Source organism: Micromonospora inositola (assembly GCF_900090285.1).
Lineage (GTDB): Bacteria > Actinomycetota > Actinomycetes > Mycobacteriales > Micromonosporaceae > Micromonospora > Micromonospora inositola.
This window is the reverse complement of record NZ_LT607754.1, coordinates 4,995,750-5,015,646: the sequence shown is the minus strand read 5'-3', so window position 1 is coordinate 5,015,646 and position 19,897 is coordinate 4,995,750. Positions and strand designations below refer to the sequence as shown.

Genomic DNA, 19,897 nt, shown 5'->3' with positions numbered 1-19,897 from the left:
ATCCGGGGGGAATGTGACGTGGCCGGGCGGGTAGGCGGTTGCTGTTCCGGTCGTGTCGTGGGCCGGGAACCCGAGGAGGGAGCGGGCTATGACGGCAACCAACCAGGGCCGGCCGCCGGGCGGCACCGGGGAGCAGGCGCGGCGGGGGGCGTCGCAGGTCGGCCAGCACGCTGCACAGGCCGGCGGTCAGGTCGCCCACGCCGCCGCCGAACAGGGCGGCCAGGTGACCGCGCAGGCGCGGGAACAGGCCCGGAACCTGACCGCGGAGGCAGGCGATCAGCTGCGGGACCAAGCCCGTACGCAGCAGCACCGGGCCGCCGATGGGCTGCGTGACCTGGGCCGGGAACTGGGGTCGATGGCCGATCGAGGTGCCGACTCCGGACTGGCCGGGGAGGCGGTCCGCCGGGCGGCGGACGCCGCGCAGCGGGCGGCCGGGTGGCTCGACCAACGCGAGCCGGGCGACGTGCTGAACGAGGCGCGCGGGTACGCCCGGCAGCACCCGGGCACGTTCCTCGCGGGCGCGGCGGTGGCCGGCCTGCTGCTCGGTCGGCTCACCCGAAACCTGACCGCCTCCGGCGACGGCGCGGGGACCGGCGCTCAGCCGCCCCAGCCCGCGCCGGCGCCGAGCGGGCAACAGCAGCGGCGTGCGGTCGAGGCGCCCTCCGCCGGCGAGCAGCCCTACGCCGGGGCCGCCCGGGCGCAGAACGTGTCACCGGCCGGCCGCCCGGAGCCGGACGTACCGGGCCGGGTGGCACCGTGAGCGCCCCCGAGAAGGAACGGACCCAGGCGTCGGTCGGCGAGCTGCTGGGCGAGGTGACCCGGGACCTCTCCACTCTGGTCCGTCAGGAGGTCGAGCTGGCCAAGGCGGAGCTGCGGGAGGAGGCGAGCCAGGCCGGCAAGGCCGGCGGGATGTTCGGTGGGGCGGCACTGGCCGGCTTCCTGGCCGTGCTGTTCGTGTCCTACGCGGTGTGGTGGGGTCTGTCCAACGTGATGGACCAGGGCTGGGCCGCGCTGATCGTGGCGGTCGTGTGGGCGGTCGCCGCCGCCGTCCTGCTGGCCAGGGGGCGGACGAAGATGCGGCAGCTCCGTACGGTGCTGCCGCGCACCCAACAGACCGCACGGGAGATGCCGAACGCCCTGCGGGGCCGGTGAACGACCCGGAAGGGAGCAGATCATGTCCAATGATCCGAACCGGATCCGGTCAGAGATCGAGAACACCCGAAGCGAGTTGAGCAGCGACGTCGACGCGCTGACCGACAAGGTCAACCCGCGCCGGATCGCCGGTGAGCGCGTCGGGCAGGCCCGCGGGGCGTTCGCGCGGGCCAAGGAGAAGGTGATGGGCGCCCCGATGGACGGACAGAGCGCCGGCCAGCGGATGTCCCACACCGCGGGCTCGGCGCGACAGATGGGGAGCCAGGCCGGCGAGCGGATGTCCCACGCCGCCGGTTCGGTGCGGGAGGAGGCCCGTTCGCTGGGGCAACAGTCCCGGGAACAGGCACAGGGCAACCCCCTCGCGGCCGGCCTGATCGCGTTCGGCGCCGGGCTGCTGGTCTCCTCGCTGATGCCGCCCAGCCGCCCGGAGCGGCAGTGGGCCGGCCAGGCCCGCGGGATGGTCACCGAGCACTCCGCCGGGCTGCGCGAGCAGGCCAGCGAGGTCGGTCACCAGCTCCGGGACAACCTGCGCGAGCCCGCGCAGCAGGCCGCACGGTCGGTGGGGTCCACTGCCGCCCAGGGCGCGTCCGCCGTCCGCGAGCAGGGCCGGTCGGCCACCCACCAATTGCAGGAGCAGGGGCATCAGGCCGCCGACGACATCCGACGCCGTTGAGCCGGTCCGGGATCGCGGAGCGGATCAGCGTGATGGTGTCCAGCGTCGACGCGCTCCCCGCCCGGAACCGCCGGCGGGTGGGGCGGTCCGGGCGGGAGGCTGGGCGGGTCAGGCCTCGCCGGCCGCCCCCAGGCCGGCGCGGCGCAGCTCCACCTTGCGGACCTTCCCGCTGACCGTCATCGGGAAGGCGTCCAGCACCCGCACGTACCGGGGGATCTTGTAGTGGGCCAGCCGGTCCCGGCAGAACTCCGCGACCTCCTCGACGGTCAGGGTGTCGTGCCCGTCGCGCAGGATCACGCAGGCCAGGATCTCCTCGCCGTAGCGCTCGTCGGGGACGCCGACCACCTGCACGTCGGCGATCTTCGGGTGCCGGTAGAGGAACTCCTCGATCTCACGCGGGTAGACGTTCTCCCCGCCCCGGATGATCATGTCCTTGATCCGGCCGACGATGGTCAGGTAGCCGTCCTCGCGCATCACCGCCAGGTCGCCGGTGTGCATCCAGCGGGCCGGGTCGATCGCCTCAGCGGTCTTCTCCGCCTCCTGCCAGTAGCCGAGCATTACCGAGTACCCCCGGGTGCACAGCTCCCCCGGCTCGCCCCGGGGCACGGTCACCCCGGTCGCCGGGTCGACCACCTTCACCTCCACGTGCGGCATCACCCGCCCCACCGTCGCGGTACGCCGGTCCAGGTCGTCGTCGTGCCGGGTCTGAGTGGAGACCGGCGACGTCTCGGTCATGCCGTAACAGATGGACACCTCGGCCATGTTCATCTCCGCGATGACCCGCTTCATCACCTCCACCGGGCAGGGTGAGCCCGCCATGATCCCGGTCCGCAGGCTGGACAGGTCGTAGCTGGCGAAGTCGGGCAGACCCAGCTCGGCGATGAACATGGTCGGCACCCCGTACAGCGAGGTGGCCCGCTCGGCCGCGACCGCGCGCAGCGTCGCGGCCGGGTCGAAGGTCGGCGCCGGGATGATCATGCAGGCGCCGTGGCTGGTCGCCGCCAGGTTCCCCATCACCATGCCGAAGCAGTGGTAGAACGGCACCGGCAGGCAGATCCGGTCCTGCTCGGTGTAGCGGACCAGCTCGCCCACGAAGTAGCCGTTGTTGAGGATGTTGTGGTGCGACAGCGTCGCGCCCTTCGGGAACCCGGTGGTGCCGGAGGTGTACTGGATGTTGATCGGGTCGTCGCAGGACAGCTGCGCCGCCCGCTCGGTCAGTCGGGCCGTCGGCACCGCCACCGCGCCACCGACCAGGTCGTCCCAGCTCGACTCCCCGATGTAGACGACCCGCCGCAACCCCGGGCAGGCATGCCGGACCTGGTCGATCATGGAGCGATAGTCGCTGGTCCGGTAGCTCGGCCAGGAGACCAGCACGCTCACCCCGGACTGGTTCAGCACGTACTCCAGCTCGTGCCGCCGGTAGGCCGGGTTGATGTTCACCATGATCGCGCCGATCGCCGCCGTCGCATACTGGACCAGCACCCACTCCGGGCAGTTCGGCGCCCAGATGCCGACCCGGTCACCCTTGGCCACGCCGGCCGCGAGCAGGCCGCGCGCCAGCTCGTCCACCGCCCGGCCGAATTCGGCGTACGACCACCGCCGGCCGGTCGGGCAGTCCACCAGGGCCTGCCGGTCCGGGTACGCCTCGACGGCGCGGGCCAGGTTCGCGCCGATGGTGTCGCCGAGCAGCGGCGCGTCGGAGATTCCGCTGGCGTACGAGGGGAGGCTCATCGGAAGTCCTCCTCGCGGTACTCGCCGGCCGGGCGCGACTGCGCGTCGGCGTGCTTGTCCCGCTCGGCCGAGCGCAGCTCGGTCCGCCGGATCTTGCCGGAGATGGTCTTCGGCAGCTCGGCGAACTCCAGCCGCCGCACCCGCAGGTACGGCGCCAGCCGCGCCGTCGAGTGCGCGAAGATCGCCGCCGCCGTCTCCGGGTCCGCCGCCCACCCGGGCGCGAGGACCACGTACGCCTTCGGCACGGCCAGCCGCACCGGGTCGGGCGACGGCACCACGGCCGCCTCGGCCACCGCCTCGTGCTCCAGCAGCACGCTCTCCAGCTCGAACGGCGAGATCCGGTAGTCCGACGCCTTGAACACGTCGTCGGTGCGACCCACGTAGGTGAGATATCCCTCCGCGTCCCGGGCGGCGATGTCCCCGGTGTGGTAGTAGCCGCCGCGCATCGCCGTGCCGGTCAGCTCGTCGTCGCCGTGGTAGCCGACCATCAGCGCGGTCGGCCGGTGCGCCAGGTCCAGGCAGACCTCGCCGTCGTCGCCGGACTCGCCGGTCACCGGGTCGACCAGAGTCACCACGTACCCGGGCAGCGGACGCCCCATCGAACCGGGCTTCACCGGCGCCCCGGGCGGGTTGCCGATCTGCGCGGTGGTCTCGGTCTGCCCGTACCCGTCCCGGACGGTCACCCCCCAGCCCGCCTCGACCTGCTCGATCACCTCCGGGTTCAACGGCTCCCCCGCGCCCACCACGGTCCGGGGCGGGGTGCGCAGCTGGGTCAGGTCGGCCTGGATCAGCATCCGCCACACCGTCGGCGGGGCGCAGAAGCTGGTCACCCCGCACCGGTCCATCGCCGCCATCAGCCCGGCCGGATCGAAGCGGGAGTAGTTGTAGACGAAGACCGTCGCGCCGGCGTTCCACGGCGCGAAGACGTTGCTCCAGGCGTGCTTCGCCCAGCCCGGCGAGGAGATGTTCAGGTGCACGTCGCCGGGGCGCAGCCCGATCCAGTACATGGTGGACAGGTGCCCCACCGGGTACGACGCGTGGGTGTGCTCGACCAGCTTCGGCCGGGCGGTGGTGCCCGAGGTGAAGTAGAGCAGCAGCGGGTCGTCCGCCCGGGTCACCCCGTCGGGCGTGAACGCGTCGGACTCGTGGTACGAGTCGGCGTAGGGGTGCCAGCCGTCGACAGGGGCGCCGACCGCGATCCGGGTGTAGTCGCCGGGAACCTCGGCGAACTTGCCGGTGTGCTCCGCGCCGACCACCACGTGCCGGGCGGCGCCCCGCTCCAGCCGGTCGGCCAGGTCGGCGGGGCCGAGCAGCGGCGTCGCCGGGATGATCACCGCGCGCAGCTTGGTCGCCGCGAGGATCGTCTCCCAGAGTTCCAGCTGGTTGCCGAGCATCAGGATCAGCCGGTCCCCGGCGCGCACCCCCCGGCCGCGCAGCCAGTTGGCCACCCGGTTGGAGCGGCGCGACAGCTCCGCGTACGACCACCGCCCCTCGCCCCCGTCGGCCTCGACGATCCAGAGCGCGGGGGTGTCGTTGCCCGCGGCGAGCAGGTCGAACCAGTCCAGTGCCCAGTTGAACTCGTCCAGCCGGGGCCAGCGGAACTTCTCGTACGCGGTGTCGTGGTCCTCGCGGTGCGCGAGCAGGAAGTCGCGCGCCTCGCGGAAGGCGTCGGTGCCGGCGGTGGCCATGGGGTGTCCTTCCTGTCACCGGGCGCGCGGCCAGGCGGGGACGGACGCCGCGCGCAGTACCCTGATCCTCGATCGGGTGACGCAGGTCTCACCACCCCCGGACGGGGGTGGCCGCGAGACGCCCGGAGGCCCGGGGAGGTGAGGACGTTGGACCCGCTGTATCCGCACGACGACGGCGACCAGATCCGCGGCGGCCTGCTGACCCTGCTGCGCGGCACCGGGCTGCCGGTCGCCTTCGGCGGCATGGTCCAGCCGGGCGGGCCGCCCCGGATGACGATCACCGAGCTGGCCGGCACCACCACCGCCGCGCTGCGGGGCCTGGCCATCAACGCCGGCGCCGGCCTCGGCGGCAAGGCCCTCGCGCTCGGCCTGCCGCTGCGGGTCGACGACTACCCGGTGGCCCGCTCGATCAGCCACGAGTACGACGGCCCGGTCGCCGCCGAGGGGCTGCGCTCGGTCGTCGCCGTGCCGGTGGTGGTGCACCGGGAGGTCCGCGCGGTCCTTTACGGCGCCGTCCGCCAACGGCTGGCCCTCGGCGACCGTCTCGTGGCCGCCGCCGTCGACGCCGGCCGTGAGCTGGAACGACGGCTGACGGACCGGGATGCCGCCCGGGCCGCGCTCACCACCCTGCGGACGGCCGCCCCCGGGCCGGTGGGCAGTCGCCGTTCCCCCGACACGGTCCCGGCTCCGGGTGCCGCCGGGCCGGAGTGGGAGGAGGTCCGGCAGGCCCACGCCGAGCTGCGCGGGCTGCTGCGCCGGATCGACGACCCGGAGCTGCGGGACCGGCTCGACGCGGTGGCCGACCGGCTCGCCGGCGCGGTGACCCGGCCCGAGGGCGGCCCGCCGGGCCCGGCGAATCCGCTCTCCCCCCGCGAGACCGACGTGCTGGCCTGCGTGGCGTTGGGCTGCACGAACGCGGACGTCGCCGACCAGCTCGGGCTGCGTCCGGAGACGGTGAAGAGCTACCTCCGGTCGGCGATGCGCAAGCTCGGCGCGCACACCCGACTGGAGGTCGTGGTCGCCGCCCGCCGCGCCGGCCTCCTCCCCTAGACGGCCGTGATCGACGGCCACACGGCTGTTCCGGAGCGCTGACCGTCTCCTATCCGCTGTGGACGGGTGCCCTGTTCGACCGTTGGGGGAGTCACCACCTCTAAGGCGTCCTAGGAGGCTAGCTTCGAGGAACTTCCGCTGAAGTACTGCGGCGGAGTGGACAAGCAGCCTTATGGCTGCCTATTGTCAAGAGTGCAGCCGCACGGCTGCCTGTTCGAGGGCGGTGGCGGGATGGACGAGGTGTTCCGGGCGCTGGCCGATCCCAGCCGCCGCCGGCTGCTCGACAGCCTGAACCGCCGCAACGGGCAGAGCCTGCGCCAGCTGTGCGCCGGGCTCGACATGGCCCGGCAGTCGGTGAGCAAGCACCTGGCGGTGCTGGAGGCCGCCGGCCTGGTGACCAGCACGCGGCGGGGCCGCGAGAAGCTGCACCACCTCAACGCGGCCCCGATCAACGCCGTCGCCGACCGCTGGATCGGTCGGTACGACCGGGAGCGGGCGCGCGCCCTCGCCGACCTGCAGACAGCATTGGAGCGGGAGCCCATGCAGAACCCCACGTTCGTCTACACGACCTACATCAGGACCACCCCCGAACGGCTCTGGCGGGCGCTGACCGAGCCGGAGTTCACCCGCCGCTACTGGGGCGGCGTCACGCTGGTCTCCGACTGGCAACCCGACTCGCCCCTGCTGTGGCAGGACGCGCCCGAGGCGGAGGCGACGGACCTCGGCCAGCGAGTGCTGGCGGCCGATCCGTATCGCCGGCTCTCATACACCTGGCACGGCTTCCAGCCGGAGCACGCCGCGCACTTCGGCTGGTCCGACGAGGAACTGGCCGCCCGACTCGGCGAACGCCGGTCCAAGGTCACCTTCGACCTCGAGCCGCACGGCGACGCGGTCCGGCTGACCGTGACCCACGACGACTTCTCCCCCGACAGCGAGATGCACCGGGCGATCAGCGGACAGCTCGACGGCAGCGGCGGCTGGCCGGCGCTGCTGGCCAGCCTCAAGACCCTGCTGGAGACGGGCGAGCCGCTGCTGGAGCCCTCCCCCGCCGCCCCGGCCGGCTGAGGACGACCGGGGCGGCGGGGTCAGCGCGCGAGCACCGACAGGTGGCCCGCGGCGTCACCGGGCGGCGGCGGTGCGGCGCAGCCCCGGGATGACCAGGGCGGCGGCGAGGTGCATCAGCGCCAGGGTGAGCTTCGCCGCCGCACCCACTCCCCCACCGAGCGGGGCGAGCATCGACGCCAGCAACACGGCGAGGGCCACGCCGGTCCAGATCGACCTGGCCCGACGGGAGAACCGCTCCAACACGGCGAGCAGCGCCCAGGCGGCCAGCCCCGCCAGCAGCGCGGCGACCGCCACGGCGCCCGGGCCGACCGGCTGCTCGGTGGCGCCGCTACGGACGGCCAGGTCCACCCCCGCGAGCGGCACGGCGACCACCCAGACGGCGAGGGCGGCGGCCGTGGCGACGAGGACGGCCAGGGCACGAGCGCCCCGCCGCGCCGGCCGCACGACGCTGGCGGTGCGCGGCTGTCCGGTGGTAACGGTGTTCATGACGTACCTCCACAGTGGCTCAGGGGACGACTTCTGAGGGCACGGTAGGCGCGGTCGGGCCGCCGGCGGATCGCGCCGCGGACCGGTTCCCGGGTACGTCGGGCGGACCAGGGCGCGCCCGGATCTCCGTCTCGCGACCGATGAGACCGGCCCCGGTGGACGCCTAACATCCGGGTCATGCGCCGCTGGTCGAAGTCAACCTTTCTCTTGCTGATCGACGGCGGGATCGCCGCCGTGGTCCTCGCCGTCACGGTGACGTTCGTGGCCGCCCCGGGCCAGGGCCCGGCCACCCAGACCGGGACCGCCGCCGCCATCGGGCTGGCTGCCGTCCAGGCCAGCTGCCTGCTCTGGATCCGGCGGGAACCGGCGTACGCCCTGGCGGTGGCCGCGCTGGCCGGTGTCGGGCTGGAGGTGCTCTGCCCCCAACTGGGCTGGCTCGGGCTGGTCGCGGTCCCGCTGACGTACGTCGCCCGACTCCGCCCACCACGGTTCTCCCTGGTCGCGCTGGGGCTGCTGCTCGCGCCCACGCCCTGGAAGCTGGTCACCGGCGGCTGGCGGGACCTGCTGCTCGCGGTGATCGGGCTCGGCCTCGGCTGGGCCGTCGGTGAGCTGCAACGCGGCCACGCCGAGCGGCGGTGCGCCCAGCGGCGGCAGATGATCGCCCGGGAACGGGAGCGGATCTCCCGCGAGCTGCATGACGTGGTGGCCCACCACGTCGCCGTGATCGCGGTGCAGGCCGCCGCCGCCGAGGACGTCTTCGACCAGCGCCCCGACCAGGCCCGGGCGGCGCTCGGGTCGATCCAGGTGGCCGCCCGGTCGGCCCTGACGGAGCTGCGCGCGATGCTGCACGCGCTGGCCACCGCCGCCGGGCCCGAGCCGGCCGGGCCGCAGCCGGGACTGGCGCAGCTCGACGCCCTGGCCGAGGCGGTGCGGGCGGTCGGTTTGCAGGTGACCATGAGCCGGCACGGCGTCGCCGACGCGCTGCCCGGTGGGGTGGAGCTGTCGGCGTACCGGATCGTGCAGGAGTCGCTGACCAACGCCCTGAAGCACGGCCACGCCACCCGGGCCGAGGTCAGCCTCCGGTACGACGACGGCGTGCTGCGCCTGGAGGTCGTCAACGACGGCGTCGCGGCGGCCCGGCGGCCGGGCGCCGGCGAGGGCCACGGCATCCTGGGCATGCGGGAGCGGGCCCGGCTGCTGGGCGGCACGCTCGACGCGGGCCCGTTACCCAGCGGCGGCTTCCGGGTGCACGCCCGGCTCCCGGTGCAGGTGTCCCGGTGACGATCCGGGTGGTGGTCGCGGACGACCAGGACCTGATCCGCGCCGGACTGCGGATGATCATCGACGCCCGACCCGACCTGACCGTCGTCGGCGAGGCGGCCGACGGGGTGGAGGCGGTCGCGGTGGCGAAGCGGACCCGGCCGGACGTGGTGCTGATGGACGTGCGGATGCCCCGGCAGGACGGCATCGCCGCCACCCGGGAGCTGGTGGCCGCGGGCAGCCCCGCCCGCGTCATCATGCTCACCACCTTCGACCTGGACGAACCCGTCTACGCGGCGCTGCGCGCCGGGGCCAGCGCCTTCCTGCTCAAGGACACCCGTCCGGCAGATCTCGCCGAGGCGGTGCGGGTGGTGGCGCGCGGCGAGGCGCTGCTGGCGCCCACCGTGACCCGGCGGTTGCTGGACCGGTTCGCCGACCGGCTCCCCGGCCCGGCGGCCTCCTCCCGGGAACTGGGCGCGCTCACCGCCCGCGAGGTGGAGGTGCTCACGCTGACCGCGCGGGCGCTGTCCAACGCGGAGATCGCGGAGCGGCTGTACCTGAGCACCGCCACGGTGAAGACCCACGTCTCCGCCATCCTCACCAAACTCGGCCTGCGCGACCGGGTCCAGGCGGTGGTCTTCGCGTACGAGGTGGGGCTGGTCCGGCCCGAGCCGCCGGCCCGGTAACGACGCAGCCGGTGGCCATCCTGAGCGTGGTCACCGGCTGCGCGTACGCCGCGCGTGGCGGCGTTACGGCTGGAACGGTGGCGGGTTCGAGTTACCGGGGTTGGCCAGGTCGTGGATCTCCTGGCCGTATCCACGCGGACCGTCCTTCGCCTGCCCTTGCACGTAGGTCCCCCGGTTGCTATCTCCCGGGTAGCAGTTGGGCAGGTGGTTGCAAGCCTTGACCTCCTGCCCCCAGTTGTCGGGCGCCTGAGCCATTGCGGGGGCAGCGCCGGTCATCCCGATGCCGAGAGCGAATGTGGAGACGACGACGGCTCGTTTGATGGATCGCTTCACGAGTTCCCCTTCGTGTCACATGGGACGAGGGCGGTTGTCCTCGCCTCGGACGACCCGAAAAGGAAAGCACGTAGCAGGCCCCTCACGTAAGAGCACGGCCGAATCGACGGGCGGGATCGTCACCCGAGGGACGATCCCACCCGTCGAGAGGGATCAGGGCACCATCCAGCCCAGGATCGACGAGCCCTGCAACGCGACCAGCACGCACATGAACAGCAGCAGGAGCAGGCTCCAGCCGAACACCTTGCGGAAGATCTCCCCCTCCCGGCCGGCCATCCCGACCGCGCCGGCGGCGATCGCCAGGTTCTGCGGGCTGATCATCTTGCCGAGCACTCCGCCGGAGGAGTTGGCCGCCGCCAGCAGCACCGGGTCCAGCCCGGCGCGGGCCGCGGTCTGCACCTGCAACGCGCCGAACAGGGCGTTGGCCGAGGTGTCCGAGCCGGTCACCGCGACCCCGATCCAGCCGAGGATCGCCGAGAGGAAGACGAACGCCCCGCCGGCCGCGGCGAGGAACGCGCCGAGGGTGTTGGTCTGCCCCGACTGGTTCATCACGTACGCCAGGGCGAGCACCGCCATCACGGTGACGATCGCATACCGCAGTTCCACGTAGGTGCGGCCGTACGCCCGCAGCGCCCGGCCGGCGGAGACCCGCAGCACCAGCGCGGTGAGGATGCCGGCGAGGATCATCAGCGTGCCGGCGGCGGGCAGCCAGTTGAGGGTGAACGTGGCCGACGACAGCGGCTTGCCGTTGCCGCCCAGGATGTCCAGCCCGGGCCAGCCGAACTTCACCGTCCACGGCTCCTTCGCCAGGGCCGCCTTCACCGGCCCGAGGTTGGCGACGGAGAAGATCGCGATGATGATCAGATACGGGGCGTAAGCGCGGGCCACCTCGGCCGGTGTGTCGGCGAGCCGGCGCCCGTCCGCCGTGGCGGCGCGAGCCTGGTCGGCGGGCCGCGGCTCCAGGTCGTCGCCGCCGGTGCGGTGCCGACCGACGGGAGCCGTCTCGTCGATGCGGGGATCACCCGGCGGGGTCTCCCCACCCGGTCCGTCCAGGGCGGGCGCGGCGGTGGTCGTACCGGAGCGGCTGGCCGCGGCGGCGCGGACCGTGCCGGGACCGGCCAGCTCGGCCTCGACGGGCCCCCTGGCAGCGGGCACGGCCGCCGGCTCGCGGCCCAGGTCTGCCGGGGTGACCGGGCGCCAGACGCGGACCAGCAGCACCACGGCGGCGGCCGACACCAGCGCGGCGACGATGTCGGTCAGCGGCACGGAGATGTAGTTCGCGGCGACGAACTGCGCCAGCCCGAAGCTCACACCGGCGACCAGCGCGGCCGGCCAGGTCTGCCGGATGCCGCGCCGTCCGTCGACCAGGGCCACCAGCATCAGCGGTACGACCACCGCGAGGATCGGGGTCTGCCGGCCGACCATCGCGCCGAGGGTGTCCACGGTGAGCCCGGAGTCGTCGTTGGCGCCGCTGGTGACGCTGGCCAGGGTGACGATCGGGGTGGCGAGCGCGCCGAAGGCCACCGGCGCGGTGTTGGCCAGCAGCGCCACCGAGGCGGCGTGGATCGGGCGGAAGCCGAGCGCCATCAGCATCACCACGGTGATGGCGACCGGGGTGCCGAACCCGGCGAGGGCCTCCAGCAGCGCGCCGAAGCAGAACGCGATGATGATCGCCTGGATCCGCATGTCCGGGCTGACCCGTTCGAAGGAGCGGCGCAGCACGTCGAAGTGTCCGCTCTCGACGGTGAGGTTGTAGACCCAGATGGCGTTGATGACGATCCACAGGATCGGGAAGAAGCCGAAGGCCGCGCCCTCGGTTGCCGACAGCAGGGCCTGCCCGACCGGCATGGCGTAGACGGCGATCGCCACGACGAGGGCGACGGCGAGGGAGATCAGGCCGGCCAGCCAGGCCTTGACCTTCAGCACGCCGAGCAGGACGAAGAGGGTGAGCAGGGGCAGGACCGCGAAGATGGCCGAGAGCGCGACGGAGTCACCGACGGGATCGGTGACGACTGTGAACTGGTCGAACATGGGTCACCTCGACGCTTGGGGACGGTGGCGGGTGGGTTCGGCCCTACAGCAGCTCCTCCACCGGGCGGGCGCGGAGGGAGGCGTCGAGGACCTGGGCGGTGTGGGCCAGGGCGATGTCGCCGCCGGCGCGGGCCACCGAGGCGGCGACCTGCATGAGGCAGCCGGGGTTGGCGGTGACGAGCAGCCGCGCCCCGGTGGCCAGTACGGTGCGGGCCTTGCGGTCGCCGAGTTCGGCGGCCGGCCCGGGGTGGAGCACGTTCCAGATCCCGGCGGAGCCGCAGCAGATCTCCGGGTCGGCGATCTCCCGCAGCTCCAGCCCGGGGATGTCGCGCAGCAGCCGGCGGGGCTGGGCGCGGACGCCCTGGGCGTGGGCGAGGTGGCAGGCGTCGTGGTACGCGACGGTCACCGGCAGCGGGTGCCGGGTGGCGACCGGACCCAGTTCGTCGAGGAGTTCGGACAGGTCGCGGACCCGGCCGGCGAAGTCGGCGGCGAGCGTGGCGTAGCGGGGGTCGTCGCGCAGCAGGTCGCCGTACTCCTTGAGGGTGGAGCCGCAGCCGGCCGCGTTGACCACGAAGAAGTCGATGCCGGCGGCGGCGAACGTGTCCAGCATCCGGCGGGCGAAGCCCCGCGCTTCCTCCTCGCGTCCGTTGTGCACGCTCAGCGCGCCGCAGCAGCCCTGCCGGTCGGGCAGGATGACCACGTCGCAGCCCTCGGCGGCGAGCACCCGGGCGGTGGCCGCGTTGACCTCGGGGAAGAACGCGGACTGCACACAGCCGGTGAGCATGCCGACCACGGCCCGCCGGGCCCCGACCGCGGGCACCCGCTGCGGCGGGCGCGCCGCCCGGCCGAGCCGGGGCGCGAGCGACTCCAGCGCCGCCAGGGTGGGCGCCAGCCGCGGCAGCAGCCCGGTCCGCGCGACCAGGCGGCGCAGCCCGCTGGCCTGGTAGGCCCGCAGCGGGCCGCGCAGCACCCGCAGCCGTCGCGGGTACGGGAAGAGGGCGAAGATCGCCGCGCGCAGCGCCCGCTCCCGGGGACCGCGGCTGTGCCGGCGTTCCACCTGCTGCCGGGTGTCCTCGATCAGCCGGTCGTAGCGCACCCCGGAGGGGCAGGCGGTGACGCAGGACATGCAGCCGAGGCAGCGGTCGAAGTGGGCGACCATCGAGTCCGACATGGGCTCGCCCTCCAGGCCCTGCTTCATCAGGTAGATCCGGCCGCGCGGCGAGTCCATCTCCTCGCCCCACAGCACGTAGGTGGGGCAGGTGGGCAGGCAGAAGCCGCAGTGCACGCAGTCGGCGATCAGCTCGGCGGCGGGCGGGTGGTGGGTGTCGAAGGCGCCCTCGCCGGGCGGCCGGGCGGCGAGGCCGAGCACGTCGCGCGGTCCGCTGGCCGGGAAGGTGCCGCCGGGCGAGGTGACCGGGGCCGGGCGGCCGTCGGGCTGCTGGGGGATGGCCATCAGATCCCTCCCACGAATCGGCCGGGCGCGAGCCGGGCGTCCGGGTCGAAGCGCTGCTTGACCCGGCGCATCAGCGCCAGGCTGTCGACCGGCCCCCACAGGTCGACCCGGTCCCGCACGGCCGGGGGCGCGGTGAGCACCACGGCGTGCCCGGCGACGGCGGCGGTCGCCGCCCGCAGCGCGTCGACGAGGCCGGCGACCCGCTCCGGGTCGGCCGTGCCGGGCACCCCGGCGTAGAGGACGCCCACGCCGGCCGAGCCGCGCAGCGCGACGGGCACGCCGTGCCGGTCGGCGGCCGCGCGGGCGTCGGCCAGCAGTCGCGGTACGCCGGAGAGCGCAGCGGTCAGCTTCAGCCCGCTGTCGCCGTCCCGCCACGGGTACCGGCCCCAGCCGTCGGGCGCCTCGTCGGAGGCGGTGGCGTCGGCGCCGAGCAGTCGCCGGGCGGCCTCGGCGCGGGCGGCCACCCCGGCCGGGGTGCCCTCCAGCAGCACGGTCACCGCCGCCGCACCGCCGGCCGGCGCATCCACCTCCAGCGCGGCGGGCACGAGCTGCGCGGCCCGTACCGTGCCGGCCACCCGGCCCGCCTCGGCCGGATCGCCGACCCGGCGGGTGACGTACGCGACGGCGGCCGGCAGCGGGTGCAGCCGGAACGCGCACTCGGTGACCAGCCCGAGCGTGCCGTACGCGCCGGTGACCAGCTTGCCCAGGTCGTAGCCGGCGACGTTCTTGACCACCTTGCCGCCGGCGTGCGCGACCACCCCGTCGGCGCGGACCAGGGTGACCCCGATGAGCAGGTCGCGCGCGGTGCCGTAGAGCATCCGGCGGGGTCCGCTGGCGTTGGTGGCGACCGCGCCGCCGACGGTGCCGTCCGGCAGCGGCGCGTCGAGGGCGAGCTGCTGGCGGGCGCCGGCCAGGGTGGCGGCGAGCGCGTCGAGGCGGGTGCCGGCCCGGACCACGGTGATCAGGTCACCGGCGGCGTGCTCGACCACCCCGGTCAGCGCGGTGGTGTCGAGGATCAGGTCGAGCCGACTCGGCGGGCTCCCCCACGACTGCCTCGTGCCGCCGCCGCGGATGGTGACGGCCAGGTCGAGGGCGGCCGCCGCCCGCAGCAGGGCCGCCGCCTCGGCGGTGTCCCGGGGCGCGGCGACGTAGCGGGCCGGCATCCCGGCGATCGAGTCGTGCTCTTCGGCGGGCCGGACCGGCTCGGGGCCGGCCGGGGCGTCGGCCCGGCCGGCCGCCGCCTGCGACGGCAGGCCGTCGGAGTGCCGGCCGTCGGTCGCGGTCTCCCGGGCGGCGTCGCGGAGCTGGTCGAGGATCCCGTCGGCCGGCATCAGAACACCTCCGCCAGGCCGGCCTCCTGGGCGGGATGGACCCCCTTGCGCCGGCCCGGGACCTCGCCGCAGAGCCGGGGCGTCGGGAAGACCTTGCCCGGGTTGGCCAGCCCGGCCGGGTCGAACGCGCACCGCAGCAGCTGCATGGTGTCCAGGTCGTCGGCGGTGAACATGCGCGGCATGTACTTCGCCTTGTCCATGCCGACCCCGTGCTCGCCGGTGATCGACCCGCCGTGGCTGACGCAGAGGTCGAGGATCGCACCGGAGACCTCCTCGGCGCGCTCCGTCTGCCCGTCGACGGACCCGTCGAACAGGACCAGCGGGTGCAGGTTGCCATCGCCAGCGTGGAAGACGTTGGCGACCCGGATGCCGCGTTCGGCGGAGAGCTCGCCGATGCGGCGCAGCACCTCGGGCAGGGCGGTACGCGGGATCACCCCGTCCTGGACGATGTAGTCGGGGCTGATCCGCCCGACGGCGGCGAACGCGGACTTGCGGCCCTTCCAGAACAGCGCCCGCTCGGCGTCGTCGGCGGCGATCCGGATCTCGAACGCCCGGTTGTCCCGGCAGAGCCGCTCGACCTGGTCGAACTGGGCGGCCACCTCCGGTTCCGGCCCGTCCAGCTCGACGATGAGCACGGCCCCGGCGCCGGGCGGGTAGCCACAGTGCACGGCCGCCTCGGCGGCGGAGATGGCGAGCGCGTCCATCATCTCCACCGCCGCCGGCACCACCCCGGCCGCGATGATGGCCGAGGTCGCCGCCCCGGCCTGATCGGTGGTCTCGAAGGCGGCCAGCAGGGTCCGCACCGACTCGGGCAGCCGGGTGAGCCGCACGGTGACCTCGGTGGCGATGCCGAGGGTGCCCTCCGAGCCGACGAACGCGCCGAGCAGGTCGTAGCCGGGGGCGTCGGGGGCGGGGCCGCCGAGGCGTACCCGGTCGCCGTCGGGGGTGACCAGCTCGACGCCGGTGACGTGGTTGGTGGTGAAGCCGTACTTGAGGCAGTGCGCGCCGCCGGAGTTCTCCGCCACGTTGCCGCCGATGGAGCAGATCTGCTGGCTGGACGGGTCGGGCGCGTAGTACCAGCCGTGCGGGTTCGCGGCCCGGCTGACCGCCAGGTTGATCACGCCCGGCTGCACCACGGCCCGCTCGTCGTCCGGCGCGACCTCGAGGATGTCCCGCATCCGCGAGGTGACGATCAGGACGCCGTCGGCGTGCGGCAGCGCGCCGCCGGAGAGCCCGGTGCCGGAGCCGCGGGCCACGAACGGCGTACCGGCGGCGACGCAGGCCCGGACCACCGCGGCGCACTGCGCGGCGTCGGCGGGGAGCGCCACCAGCGCCGGCACGACCTTGTACTGGGCCAGCCCGTCGCACTCGTAGGTGCGCAGCTCCTGCCGGTCGCTGATCACCCGGTCGGCGCCGATCGCGGCGCGCAGCGTGCCGGCGAGAGCGTCGATGTCCGTCGTGGTCGTGCTCATCGCCCACCTCCGCGTCGGGTCGTCGGTCAGGGCATCCGTTCGTAGGCCGGCACGGTGAGGAAGTCGACGAAGTCATCGGCGACGGCAACCTCCATGAACAGGGCCCGGGCCTCGGCGTAGTCGCCCGGGTCGCCGGGCAGTTTGCCGATCTCGTCGGCGGCGATCCGCTCGACCAGCTCCTTCGTGACCCGCTCGCCGGTGTCGTCGAGGATGACGTCGTTGTGCAGCCACTGCCAGACCTGGCTGCGGGAGATCTCCGCCGTGGCGGCGTCCTCCATCAGGTTGAAGATGGCCACCGCGCCGGAGCCGCGCAGCCAGGTGGCCAGGTACTGCACGCCGACGCTGACCGCGTTGCGCAGGCCCGCCTCGGTGTGCTGCCCGGGGGTGGACCGGACGTCGAGCAGCTCGGCGGCGGTGACCCGGACCTCGTCCCGGGTGCGGTCGAGCTGGTTGGGGCGGTCACCGAGCACCTTGTCGAAGACCTCCCGGCAGATCGGCACCAGGTCGGGGTGGGCCACCCAGGAGCCGTCGAACCCGTCGTTGGCCTCGCGGGTCTTGTCGTCGCGGACCTTCGTCAGGGCGGTCTCGTTGACCTGCGGGTCGCGCCGGCTGGGAATGAACGCGGCCATCCCGCCGATGGCGTGCGCGCCGCGCCGGTGACAGGTCCGCACCAGCAACTCGGTGTACGCGCGCATGAACGGCACGGTCATCGTCACGGCGTTCCGGTCCGGCAGCAGGAAGTCCGCGCCCCGGGTGCGGAACTTCTTGATCACGCTGAACATGTAGTCCCACCGGCCGGCGTTCAGCCCGGCGGAGTGCTCGCACAGCTCGTAGAGGATCTCGTCCATCTCGAACGCGGCCGGGAAGGTCTCGATCAGCACCGTGGCCCGGATCGTGCCGCGCGGGATGCCGAGCCGTTCCTGGGCGGCCAGGAACACGTCGTTCCACAGTCGCGCTTCGAGGTGGCTCTCCATCTTCGGCAGATAGAAGTAGGGCCCGGCGCCCCGGTCGAGCTGCCGGCGGGCGCAGTGGAAGAAGTAGAGCCCGAAGTCCACCAGGCTGCCGGAGGTGCGCTCGCCGTCGACCAGGATGTGCTTCTCGGTGAGGTGCCAGCCGCGCGGGCGTACCACGATGGTGGCCAGCTCGCCGTCGTGCAGCGCGTACTGCTTCCCCTCCGGGGAGGTGAAGTCGAGCTTGCGGTCGATGGCGTCGCGCAGGTTGAGCTGACCGCCGACGACGTTCTCCCAGAGCGGGGTGTTGGCGTCCTCATGGTCGGCCAGCCACACCTTCGCACCGGAGTTCAGCGCGTTGATGGTCATCTTCGCGTCGGTCGGGCCGGTGATCTCGACGCGGCGGTCGACCAGGCCGGGCGCCGGCTCGGCGACCCGCCAGTCGGCCTCGCGGATCTCCCGGGTCTCGGGCAGGAAGTCCAGCAGCCCGCCATCGGCCAGTTCGGCCCCGCGTCGCCGCCGGCGGTCGAGCAGGTCCCGGCGGCGCGGGTCGAAGGCGCGGTGCAGATCGGCGAGGAAGGCCAGCGCCTCCGGGGTGAGGATCTCGTCGTACCGGGGGTGCATCGGTCCCGTGACCTCGACGCCGGCGGGACTGGTCATCGGCTCGCTCCTCACCGTGATATGTGTCGCGATCTATCCGGTGTGCTCCTGCCGACTGTAGTTCTCGCTGGTCGGGGCCGCGACCTGAGTGACGGCACAGCCGCCGGGAGCGGTCGTCCCGGTGCGGCGAACGGCGCCTCAGGGACGGCGAGCGGCAGGTCGGGGGTGGCTCTGCCTCCACTCTGGAGACACCAGCCCCGAGCCCTGGGCGGCACCCGCGCACGGTCGCCCTCCTGACGATCACGCCCGGCGGGAGCGCGGCGACTCCGCCCGGGGCACCGGCCTGCGGTGTGGCATCGCCCGTGGCCGGACCCGTCGACCCGGTTTCCGACATCGGGGACACGAACGGTCGCACCGGGCGCATGGCCGCGATGGCCCCAGCGAACGCAGACCGGACGGACGACCCCAGGCGGATCCCCGGCTCCCGGGCGTTACGGGCGGTCCTGGGTGGGCATTTCCGCAGCTCCCCGGCGGGAGGGGGAACACGTGACGGCAACGAAGATTTCTCATTTACGCCGGATGGGCACCCCAACCCACCTAGTGTTGGCCACACCGGTGCTAGTCACGGAGTTGGCCACCCGAACGACGTCCCACGCAGACAGCGGACGAAAAGTGAGGGAAGACGCGCATGAAGGCACAGTCAATTCTCGGATCGGCGGCGGTCGGCGTGGGCCTCGGCACACTCCTGCTCCCGGCCGCCGCGCTCGCCGACACCACCGTCTCACCAGCCACCACCCCGGTCGGCGGCACGGTCGTGCTCACCACGACCACCTGCAACCCGAAGGCGGGTGACGCGATCTTCCGGGTCACCGGGCCCAACCGCGACGAGAACGTCCGGTCCACCACCGCGGCGGCGGGCGGCGGCCTGAGCGCCGAACTCTTCACCGCCGGGTTCACCCTCGGGACGTACACGGTCACGACGACCTGCGGCGACGGCACCTCCGGTGGCACCGCCCAGTTCACCGTCACCCCGATCGGCGGCGCGCAGGCCGGCGGCGGCGGCAAGGACGGGGACACGGGCGTGCTCGTCGCCGGCGGCGCCCTGGGCGCCGCGGCCGTCGCCGGCGGGGCGTACGTGCTGGTCCGTCGCCGGCGCCGCGCCACCTTCGTCGCCTGAGGCGTCGCCACACACCATCCCTGTGCGAGGGTGCCCGCGCCGGCCGCGAGCGGTGCGGGCACCGCGCCCACGTCGGACGGAGGTGGGAACCTGGCCCCCCAGCGCAAACCCGAGGACAGGTCGTCGCGGGCCCGCACCGCCGCGGTGGTCGCGGCGGTCACCCTGACCGGCGCGGCCGGGGCCGGCCTGGTCGCCGCCGGCCTGGGCACCACGACCGACCGGCCGCCGCAGCCCGGAGCCTCGGCCGCCCCGACCACCGAACGGTCCGAGTCGCCGGGGCCGGTGCTCCCCCGGTCCGAACCGGTCCGGATCACCATCCCCCGCATCGGCGTCCTGGCGGACGTCGTCCCGGTCGCCACCGACGACAACGGCGCCCTGGAGGTGCCGCCGCTGGACCATCCAGAGATTGCCGGCTGGTACCGCCGCGGTCCCACCCCGGGCGAGGCCGGCAACGCGGTCCTGGTCGGGCACGTCGACTCGCAGACCGGTCCGGCCGTCTTCTTCGACCTCGGCCGGCTCCAGCCCGGCGACACCGTCCAGGTCACCCGCGCCGACGGTCGGGTCGCGACGTTCACCGTGGACGGTGTCGGGGCGTACCCGAAGGAGCGGTTCCCCACCGAGGGGGTGTACGGCGGCGACGCGGCGGCCCGGCTGCGGCTGATCACCTGCGGCGGCCGGTTCAACCCCCGCACCGGCAGCTACCCCGACAACATCGTCGTCTTCGCCACGGCCACGCGCTGACCGGACCGCCGGCACGTG

The 19,897-nt window shown here is 74.0% G+C and carries 18 protein-coding genes; 9 read left to right on the top strand and 9 right to left on the bottom strand.

Annotated features, from left to right (window positions below; translation table 11 throughout):
* Nucleotides 1–88: 88 nt before the first annotated feature.
* The 3 genes from GA0070613_RS23865 to GA0070613_RS23855 are packed head-to-tail and all read left to right on the top strand — an operon-like array spanning nucleotide 89 to nucleotide 1,825.
* Nucleotides 89–760: a hypothetical protein gene (locus tag GA0070613_RS23865; protein WP_089014333.1), complete on the top strand. Its 672-nt coding sequence runs from the start codon at nucleotides 89–91 to the stop codon at nucleotides 758–760.
* Nucleotides 757–1,152, top strand: coding sequence for a phage holin family protein (locus tag GA0070613_RS23860; protein WP_089014332.1), 396 nt, complete (start codon nucleotides 757–759; stop codon nucleotides 1,150–1,152). The genes GA0070613_RS23865 and GA0070613_RS23860 overlap by 4 nt, the downstream gene beginning before the upstream one ends.
* A gap of 22 nt (nucleotides 1,153–1,174) precedes the next feature.
* Nucleotides 1,175–1,825, top strand: a complete 651-nt coding sequence (locus tag GA0070613_RS23855) for a DUF3618 domain-containing protein (protein WP_089014331.1) — start codon at nucleotides 1,175–1,177, stop codon at nucleotides 1,823–1,825.
* A 108-nt stretch (nucleotides 1,826–1,933) separates the two neighbouring features.
* Here the strand turns inward: GA0070613_RS23855 and GA0070613_RS23850 are convergent, their stop codons facing one another.
* A complete protein-coding gene (locus GA0070613_RS23850; protein WP_089014330.1) occupies nucleotides 1,934–3,556 on the bottom strand; it encodes an AMP-binding protein in 1,623 nt (540 codons plus the stop codon).
* Nucleotides 3,553–5,244 carry an AMP-binding protein gene (locus tag GA0070613_RS23845; protein WP_089014329.1) on the bottom strand — a complete coding sequence of 564 codons (1,692 nt, stop codon included), beginning with the start codon at nucleotides 5,242–5,244 and terminating at the stop codon, nucleotides 3,553–3,555. The genes GA0070613_RS23850 and GA0070613_RS23845 overlap by 4 nt, the downstream gene beginning before the upstream one ends.
* Before the next feature lie 147 nt (nucleotides 5,245–5,391).
* On the opposite strand from GA0070613_RS23845, the gene GA0070613_RS23840 reads away from it, so the two are divergent.
* Complete coding sequence (locus GA0070613_RS23840) at nucleotides 5,392–6,294, top strand: helix-turn-helix transcriptional regulator (RefSeq protein ID WP_231929422.1); 903 nt, start codon at nucleotides 5,392–5,394, stop codon at nucleotides 6,292–6,294.
* A 192-nt stretch (nucleotides 6,295–6,486) separates the two neighbouring features.
* The gene (locus GA0070613_RS23835; RefSeq protein ID WP_231929867.1) at nucleotides 6,487–7,359 is read left to right on the top strand and encodes an ArsR/SmtB family transcription factor; all 873 of its coding nucleotides are present in this window, start codon (nucleotides 6,487–6,489) and stop codon (nucleotides 7,357–7,359) included.
* 54 nt (nucleotides 7,360–7,413) lie between these two features.
* Here GA0070613_RS23835 and GA0070613_RS23830 read toward each other — a convergent pair whose 3' ends face one another.
* Nucleotides 7,414–7,845, bottom strand: coding sequence for a DUF6069 family protein (locus tag GA0070613_RS23830; RefSeq protein WP_089014328.1), 432 nt, complete (start codon nucleotides 7,843–7,845; stop codon nucleotides 7,414–7,416).
* 177 nt (nucleotides 7,846–8,022) lie between these two features.
* Here GA0070613_RS23830 and GA0070613_RS23825 point away from each other — a divergent pair, with 177 nt between their 5' ends.
* Nucleotides 8,023–9,126: a sensor histidine kinase gene (locus GA0070613_RS23825; RefSeq protein ID WP_089014327.1), complete on the top strand. Its 1,104-nt coding sequence runs from the start codon at nucleotides 8,023–8,025 to the stop codon at nucleotides 9,124–9,126.
* On the top strand, nucleotides 9,123–9,791 hold the full coding sequence (locus GA0070613_RS23820) for a response regulator (protein ID WP_089014326.1): 669 nt from the start codon (nucleotides 9,123–9,125) through the stop codon (nucleotides 9,789–9,791). The genes GA0070613_RS23825 and GA0070613_RS23820 overlap by 4 nt, the downstream gene beginning before the upstream one ends.
* A 63-nt stretch (nucleotides 9,792–9,854) precedes the next feature.
* Here the strand turns inward: GA0070613_RS23820 and GA0070613_RS32325 are convergent, their stop codons facing one another.
* The 6 genes from GA0070613_RS32325 to aceB form a co-directional block, all read right to left on the bottom strand.
* Nucleotides 9,855–10,124, bottom strand: a complete 270-nt coding sequence (locus GA0070613_RS32325) for a hypothetical protein (protein ID WP_157746482.1) — start codon at nucleotides 10,122–10,124, stop codon at nucleotides 9,855–9,857.
* Between the two features lie 153 nt (nucleotides 10,125–10,277).
* Nucleotides 10,278–12,155 carry an L-lactate permease gene (locus GA0070613_RS23815; RefSeq protein WP_089014325.1) on the bottom strand — a complete coding sequence of 626 codons (1,878 nt, stop codon included), beginning with the start codon at nucleotides 12,153–12,155 and terminating at the stop codon, nucleotides 10,278–10,280.
* A gap of 43 nt (nucleotides 12,156–12,198) precedes the next feature.
* Nucleotides 12,199–13,608 (bottom strand): heterodisulfide reductase-related iron-sulfur binding cluster, encoded by a 1,410-nt coding sequence (locus GA0070613_RS23810; protein WP_089014324.1) that lies wholly within the window; start codon nucleotides 13,606–13,608, stop codon nucleotides 12,199–12,201.
* Nucleotides 13,608–14,939: an FAD-binding oxidoreductase gene (locus GA0070613_RS23805; RefSeq protein WP_231929421.1), complete on the bottom strand. Its 1,332-nt coding sequence runs from the start codon at nucleotides 14,937–14,939 to the stop codon at nucleotides 13,608–13,610. The genes GA0070613_RS23810 and GA0070613_RS23805 overlap by 1 nt, the downstream gene beginning before the upstream one ends.
* The gene (locus tag GA0070613_RS23800; RefSeq protein ID WP_089014323.1) at nucleotides 14,939–16,411 is read right to left on the bottom strand and encodes an FAD-linked oxidase C-terminal domain-containing protein; all 1,473 of its coding nucleotides are present in this window, start codon (nucleotides 16,409–16,411) and stop codon (nucleotides 14,939–14,941) included. The genes GA0070613_RS23805 and GA0070613_RS23800 overlap by 1 nt, the downstream gene beginning before the upstream one ends.
* A 26-nt stretch (nucleotides 16,412–16,437) precedes the next feature.
* Nucleotides 16,438–18,021, bottom strand: a complete 1,584-nt coding sequence (gene aceB / locus GA0070613_RS23795) for a malate synthase A (protein WP_089014322.1) — start codon at nucleotides 18,019–18,021, stop codon at nucleotides 16,438–16,440.
* 628 nt (nucleotides 18,022–18,649) lie between these two features.
* Here aceB and GA0070613_RS23790 point away from each other — a divergent pair.
* Both GA0070613_RS23790 and GA0070613_RS23785 read left to right on the top strand, forming a co-directional pair.
* Nucleotides 18,650–19,138, top strand: coding sequence for a hypothetical protein (locus GA0070613_RS23790; RefSeq protein WP_089014321.1), 489 nt, complete (start codon nucleotides 18,650–18,652; stop codon nucleotides 19,136–19,138).
* 90 nt (nucleotides 19,139–19,228) lie between these two features.
* Nucleotides 19,229–19,879 carry a class F sortase gene (locus GA0070613_RS23785; RefSeq protein WP_089016149.1) on the top strand — a complete coding sequence of 217 codons (651 nt, stop codon included), beginning with the start codon at nucleotides 19,229–19,231 and terminating at the stop codon, nucleotides 19,877–19,879.
* The last annotated feature ends 18 nt before the right edge of the window (nucleotides 19,880–19,897 follow it).

Coding starts and splice junctions, on each gene's coding strand:
- GA0070613_RS23865 (WP_089014333.1), top strand. CDS start 89: ATGACGGCAACCAACCAGGGCCGGCCGCCGGGCGGCACCGGGGAGCAG.
- GA0070613_RS23855 (WP_089014331.1), top strand. CDS start 1,175: ATGTCCAATGATCCGAACCGGATCCGGTCAGAGATCGAGAACACCCGA.
- GA0070613_RS23850 (WP_089014330.1), bottom strand. CDS start 3,556: ATGAGCCTCCCCTCGTACGCCAGCGGAATCTCCGACGCGCCGCTGCTC.
- GA0070613_RS23845 (WP_089014329.1), bottom strand. CDS start 5,244: ATGGCCACCGCCGGCACCGACGCCTTCCGCGAGGCGCGCGACTTCCTG.
- GA0070613_RS23830 (WP_089014328.1), bottom strand. CDS start 7,845: ATGAACACCGTTACCACCGGACAGCCGCGCACCGCCAGCGTCGTGCGG.
- GA0070613_RS23825 (WP_089014327.1), top strand. CDS start 8,023: ATGCGCCGCTGGTCGAAGTCAACCTTTCTCTTGCTGATCGACGGCGGG.
- GA0070613_RS23815 (WP_089014325.1), bottom strand. CDS start 12,155: ATGTTCGACCAGTTCACAGTCGTCACCGATCCCGTCGGTGACTCCGTC.
- GA0070613_RS23810 (WP_089014324.1), bottom strand. CDS start 13,608: ATGGCCATCCCCCAGCAGCCCGACGGCCGCCCGGCCCCGGTCACCTCG.
- GA0070613_RS23805 (WP_231929421.1), bottom strand. CDS start 14,939: ATGCCGGCCGACGGGATCCTCGACCAGCTCCGCGACGCCGCCCGGGAG.
- GA0070613_RS23800 (WP_089014323.1), bottom strand. CDS start 16,411: ATGAGCACGACCACGACGGACATCGACGCTCTCGCCGGCACGCTGCGC.
- aceB (WP_089014322.1), bottom strand. CDS start 18,021: ATGACCAGTCCCGCCGGCGTCGAGGTCACGGGACCGATGCACCCCCGG.
- GA0070613_RS23790 (WP_089014321.1), top strand. CDS start 18,650: ATGAAGGCACAGTCAATTCTCGGATCGGCGGCGGTCGGCGTGGGCCTC.